This is a genomic window from Candidatus Zixiibacteriota bacterium (assembly GCA_020853795.1).
Taxonomy (GTDB): Bacteria; Zixibacteria; MSB-5A5; order CAIYYT01; family CAIYYT01; genus JADJGC01.
Map to the genome: position 1 here is coordinate 1 of JADYYF010000028.1, position 5477 is coordinate 5477.

Consider the following 5477-nt stretch of genomic DNA (forward strand, 5'->3'; position numbering starts at 1 on the left):
CCTTTGCCGGGCTGAAGCCCGCGACGCATACGGGCTTCTACATCGGCTTCGGTATCGGCTGGGGCAGCTTGAAAATGGAACTAGATGATGAAAACGACAACCTGTCATTCATTACGGACGCCGAAAGCGGCGGCGCCGGCAATTTCCGGATCGGCGGCGCGCTCAGCCAGAAGCTACTGTTGGGCGCGGAAGGCAACTCGTGGGTGAAAGACTATGAGATTGAGTACGGCGGCGGCACATCCGAAGCCAGCGTCGTGATTTCGAATCTCGCCCTGGCGTTGACTTACTACCCGGCCGAGCAATTCTTCATCAAGGGCGGTCCGGCGATCGCGCAGGCGACGCTGGAATTCGACGTTCCCGGCACGATTTTCGCGGGCAAGGTCGAGGATACCGGCGGCGGGCTGATGGTAGGCGCAGGTGGCGGATTCCGTGTCACCAACAAGTTTGCCATCGTGCCGTCGGCGCAGTGGACGTGGCAGGCGTTTGAAGATTACAAGATCAACGTGTTTTCGCTCACGCTGGGCGTGGGTTGGTTCTGGTAGCAGGACGTTCGGCAGAGTATCCGGCGGGTCTCTGCGGCAGGGGTTGGAGATGTCGGGGGTAACAATTGAGACCTGCCCGACGCATGCTCGTAATGTGACGAAAGCGTCAGGTCACCTCGCGCGGGAGGGGGTGTGGTACTTCCGGATTGAGGGCGAGCGAGAAGACCAGATGCAACGTTTTAACGTGAGCCGACTGAAGTCGGTGCTACAGTTTCGAGCCCACTGTAATCCCTCGTTCCTTGGGCACGCGCCGCGATCGCCGAGGGTGATACGATACTGGGGATGAAGATTAGCGAAAGGGGCTTCGTTATAGTAGCCGTAGGGTTAGGCGTGGTTTGCATCTGTGCGACCCTCTTGGTCGTGCTTGGGGTGCTGCCTTATGAGTTTTGACGCGCGCGGTAGTAGTGACGCGAGGATGAACGCCCCCTCACCCCCGCCCCCTCTCCCAAGAGGAGATGAGAGATGGAGTCATTGCCGCGCCATCGGGAATCCAGGTTGGTGCGGTTTATCGGTAGTGAAAGCTGTAAGTCTCTGCGGCAGGGGTTGGGGATGTCGGGAGCAACAATTGAGACCTGCCTTACGCATGCCTCTGGAACCAGGGATGACGCGATGAGGGGACTTGCCCTACGGAACCAACCTCGTTGGCCGAGTGACGGCTTGACAAACCCGCCCCAAACGCGTATATTGCAATAATTGTAGATCCCTATAAACCATTTTCACCGCAGTTGCCGCAATCAAGCGGCGGCGAAGGAACCCATGCCAAAGTATGTCATTGAGCGGATTATTCCCGGGGCCGGAAAACTCACCGGAGCGGAGTTGCGCGCCATTTCCCAGAAATCGTGCGGCGTGCTGGAACAGATGGGGCCGAGCATCCAGTGGCTCCACAGTTACGTTACCGACGATAAGATCTACTGTATCTATCGCGCCCCGAATGAGGCGACGGTACGCGAGCATGCCACGCGCGGCGGCTTCCCTGCCGACTCGGTCGCCACGGTGCGCGCACTGATCGAGCCGACGACCGCCGAGTAGATGCCCCAAAAGCCAAGCGCCCCGTCTCCCGACGGGGCGCTGAGTCTTCACTTGTGTTTAGCGAATTTTCGCTTCCTGCTTCTTTCGAAAACAGTTCGGGAAAATTACTTCAGCATCAGCATCTTCTTGGTCGCGGTGAAGTCGCCCGCGTTCAATTTGTAGAAGTAGACGCCCGATGCCACGGTATGGCCGGTATTATCAGTGCCGTCCCAGGTGACGGTCTGGTAACCCGCGCGCATATCGGTGTCGACGAGGGTCTTCACGTGCTGGCCGAGGACATTGTAAATCGAAAGATTTACTTTAGCCGCGGTCGGCAGCGCAAAGCTGACCTGCGTTGACGGGTTGAACGGATTCGGCACGTTTTGCGACAGACTAAACTCCGTCGGCAGCGCGAGATTCGGAGTGCGCGCGTTCAGGCTGACCTGACCGCCCACAAATTCCGGAGTGAGATCGCGAACATGCGGAACGCCGTCGACATACTCGTTGTACACGAACATCAGTTCGTGACTTGGATCTGCGCTGGCAAACGTGCCGATTTCGACCGACTGCAGGGTCGGATCGTCAAGTTTGAAGTGCAGATGCGCCACGGTGTTGCCACCGCCGGCGGCCGGTTTCAGGTACGGGTTCTGCTGCGGAGCATTTACCATCTTGACCAAACCGATCGTCACGCGATGATTCTCGCTGTCGATATTCGCGATTTTGACATCGAAATCGGCGACAGCGGTGTTCTCGAATGAAACCTGAGTCAAGGTCACGCCCGCGGAGTAGGTTAGCGGAATATCCATTGCCGCCAAGTCCTCATCATGGCTGATCAGAACCGGAATCACAAATTCCGATTCTGAAATGAACGAGGCCTCACCAACTCGGAACAGGTCCCGGTTTCCGGCATCCTTGGCCAGCAAAGCCGGCACGACGAGTAATGAAAGTGCGAGCACCAGCGTAATAAAACGCTTCATTCAGAATCACCCCCTCACAGGGTTAGGGTTAAGGGTTTGCTGGTTTCTGCTACTCATATCGAAACTACTTTGGCTCCAAGACATCTGTGATGTAAGACGCCACAATGGCGAAATCGTTAAGTACATTGGTAAATGTGCGAAGTCAGCTATGTGGGCGGTGACGGGGTGGAGAGGTATTCCCGTGCTATCTCAATCTACGAGCCGCCGGAATTCTTGTCAACTGTTTTTATCCGAACCCCAACGCCTTACGGGCGTCCTCCGACATCTTGTCGGGGGTCCAGAGAGGTTCCCAGACGATATTGACGACGGCGTCTTTGATCCCCTCGACCTGCAGCAGCCGCGTACGGATATCCTCGCGGATCATGCCGGACATGCTGCAGCCGGGAGCGGTTAACGTAAAGTCAACTTCCACGATGTCGTCGTCCTTGATCCGGACGTCATAGACCAGTCCGAGATCGACGATATTAACCGGGATTTCGGGATCGTAGCATTCGCGCAGAGCATCGTAAACGGCAGACTCGTTAATCAATGGACTTCCCATCGTTTCGCGGTTCGTTGTCAGGGCCGGTTCCATGCGATTATACTTCCCATAACAGATCGCGGCACCGGCGGTTCCGTACATATACGGGTGCAATTTCTTGGTTTGCGGCCAAATCTTGCGTCGGTTGCCTGCCATTTCTTCAAACTGATTAGTTGCTTTCTGCCCTCTTTGTACCCGTCAGAGTTTGCCCGGTTTCAAATTTTTTCCGGGCAAGCGGGAATCATCGCAGCGCCAGCGACCCCAGGAATTTTGCCGCCTCGTAACGATTAGCACCGCGCATGTCGAAGCGGGTCAGCAGCAGGCGGTCGGAGCCGGTAAGCGGCGGCTGGAGCAAGCCCCGCTTCGTGGTAAAGCCAATCTCATAGCCGACTTCGGCCGCGAGGGCGGCAACCTCCCCTGTCACCGAACCGGCAGGGTAGCAGATGGCCCGAATCGTCTTGCCAAGATTGGTTTCGAGGCAGGCTTTGCTTTCTTCGAGCTCGCGGCGGACCGCCTCCGGGGTCATCCGCCCCAATTTACCGTGCGAGGCGCCATGCGATTCGACAGCGATACCCTTCCCCTGCAGGAACCGCAACTGCTCCCAGGTCATGCACTCGATGCCGAGGGTGTAGTCGCTTCCAGTGATCGCCTCCAGTTCGGCCAGCACCGGCTCAATGTCAGGCTCGGCGAGTGCATCGAGCGCGATGTTGAACCGCCAGCAGGCCTGGGCACGACGCGAGCCAGTATCCAGATTGAGGTCATCCAGCCAATGGCGACGCGGTTCCGGGAAGTTCTGTGTCAATTTCCTGATGCGGGGCCAGTCCGCAATCACCGCACGATGAAATGCGTTCGACACGCGCAGATGCCAGAAACGCCGGTGCGATTCGACGTAATCGGTCGGCGCAAACACGACCGCCGGGCAGTCATAACGCGCCAGTACCGGAAAGGCCTCGGTCACAAATTCCGAGTCGGCGTCATCGAAGGTCAGCAGGCAGCTGTGCGATTGCGGTGCCGTCTTGCCGACGATGATCTCGATGAATTGGGACAGGTTAAGGACGTCAAAATAGTTGCGAATCTGGCCGATTTGAGCATCAAACACGGCGCTGGCGGTGCCGCGGTCGTAGGTCACGAGATGTTGAATCTCCGGATCGTCGTTGGTGACACGATGAAAGGTAAATACGACGAGCAGTTTTCGTCCACGCAGGGTCGGCACGGCCCGATGCAGCAGATACCACAGCCCGCAGAAATAAGCCGGGCGCGACAGCAGCCGGCCGGCCAACCGGCGCAGGGTGTGGGGTTGATAGACCTTCGGTATCGCTTCGCGCTCGATCTGTGAATCCTGGGTCGCTACAGTCGCCATCTTGAATCTTCACAATAATGCAATGTGACGGCGAGGCAACGCTTTTTTCCGCAAGCCGCGACAGTGCAAATTGGCTTGACTTGATTTTCCGCCGACTTTAGCTTCGGGCGAACTTTGCTACCATTGCAAGGAGCACCCAATGATTGAATCGCGCAGTGAGCGCCAACTTGACTGCGGTCGCCGATGAAGGCCTGGTGGCAGCGCCATTGGACCACGGAGAGTTTTCGCTGGTCGCTGTTGGTGTTTGCTGCAGCCGCAGCCGTCCGCGTCATCAATCTACTATTCCTGGAGCATAACGATCCGGCGTTCTACGTTCCGCAGATCGACTCGCTCTGGCATCACCGCTGGGCCATTGAGATTATCTCCGGGAGTTTCTGGGGGGACGAGGTGTTTTTCCGCGCACCGCTCTACCCCTACCTGCTCGCATTGATCTATTGGATTTTTGGCATTAAGATCTTCGTTGCCAAGTTTATTCAGGCGATCGGCGGAGCGCTTACGTGTGTTCTCATCTATCAGCTCGGGCGCACGGCCTTCACGGAGCGCGTCGGTCGACTGGCTTCGCTGCTGGCGGTTTTCTATGGAACGCTGATCCTGTACGAGTCGGAGCTGCTGATCGAATGGCTGCCGATGATTTTCAATCTCGGGATGCTCCTGTTGATGCTGCGGCATCGTGAGGCTGCCTCGCTCGGGCGCTGGTTCTGTATCGGGCTACTGGGTGGACTGTCAACCATCGCACGCCCCAACGTCTTACTGGTCTTCCCGTTTCTGGCACTGTGGCTATGGCTGGGCCAACGCCGGTCGCACGGATGGCTGGCGGCATTACAGCGACCGCTGATGTATGCCATGGGCATCGCGATTTGTGTTCTTCCGGTCACGATTCGGAACTACGTGGTCGGGCACGATGTGGTTTTGGTTTCATCGCAGGGCGGCGTGAATTTCTATCTCGGCAATAATCCCGAAGCGGACGGGCTGACGATGGTGATGCCGGAAATCAGGCTTGATTTGTCGATCCCTTGGTCGGAGTTTGTCGATACGACGGACAGCTATGCGCGGCACGATCAAGGCCGTCC

The 5477-nt window shown here is 57.3% G+C and carries 6 protein-coding genes; 3 read left to right on the forward strand and 3 right to left on the reverse strand.

Going from position 1 to position 5477, the window contains the following annotated elements; all coding sequences use genetic code 11:
• Nucleotides 1-542, forward strand: a 542-nt coding sequence (locus IT585_01870; protein ID MCC6961980.1) for an outer membrane beta-barrel protein, incomplete at its 5' end; no start/stop codon positions are given.
• Between the two features lie 756 nt (nucleotides 543-1298).
• Entirely contained in the window at nucleotides 1299-1571 is a 273-nt protein-coding gene (locus tag IT585_01875; protein ID MCC6961981.1) for a DUF4242 domain-containing protein, read from the forward strand.
• A gap of 104 nt (nucleotides 1572-1675) precedes the next feature.
• Here IT585_01875 and IT585_01880 read toward each other — a convergent pair whose 3' ends face one another.
• From IT585_01880 to IT585_01890, 3 genes are all read right to left on the reverse strand, one after another.
• Nucleotides 1676-2527, reverse strand: coding sequence for a T9SS type A sorting domain-containing protein (locus IT585_01880; GenBank protein MCC6961982.1), 852 nt, complete (start codon nucleotides 2525-2527; stop codon nucleotides 1676-1678).
• 226 nt (nucleotides 2528-2753) lie between these two features.
• Nucleotides 2754-3068, reverse strand: coding sequence for a metal-sulfur cluster assembly factor (locus IT585_01885; protein MCC6961983.1), 315 nt, complete (start codon nucleotides 3066-3068; stop codon nucleotides 2754-2756).
• A gap of 220 nt (nucleotides 3069-3288) precedes the next feature.
• Nucleotides 3289-4407 (reverse strand): polysaccharide deacetylase family protein, encoded by a 1119-nt coding sequence (locus IT585_01890; GenBank protein ID MCC6961984.1) that lies wholly within the window; start codon nucleotides 4405-4407, stop codon nucleotides 3289-3291.
• A gap of 183 nt (nucleotides 4408-4590) precedes the next feature.
• On the opposite strand from IT585_01890, the gene IT585_01895 reads away from it, so the two are divergent.
• The coding region (locus IT585_01895; protein MCC6961985.1) for a glycosyltransferase family 39 protein at nucleotides 4591-5477 on the forward strand (887 nt) is incomplete at its 3' end.

Excerpts from the sequence above, each read along its gene's own strand:
- IT585_01885 (MCC6961983.1), bottom strand. The coding sequence starts at position 3,068 with ATGGGAAGTCCATTGATTAACGAGTCTGCCGTTTACGATGCTCTGCGC.
- IT585_01880 (MCC6961982.1), bottom strand. The coding sequence starts at position 2,527 with ATGAAGCGTTTTATTACGCTGGTGCTCGCACTTTCATTACTCGTCGTG.
- IT585_01875 (MCC6961981.1), top strand. The coding sequence starts at position 1,299 with ATGCCAAAGTATGTCATTGAGCGGATTATTCCCGGGGCCGGAAAACTC.
- IT585_01890 (MCC6961984.1), bottom strand. The coding sequence starts at position 4,407 with ATGGCGACTGTAGCGACCCAGGATTCACAGATCGAGCGCGAAGCGATA.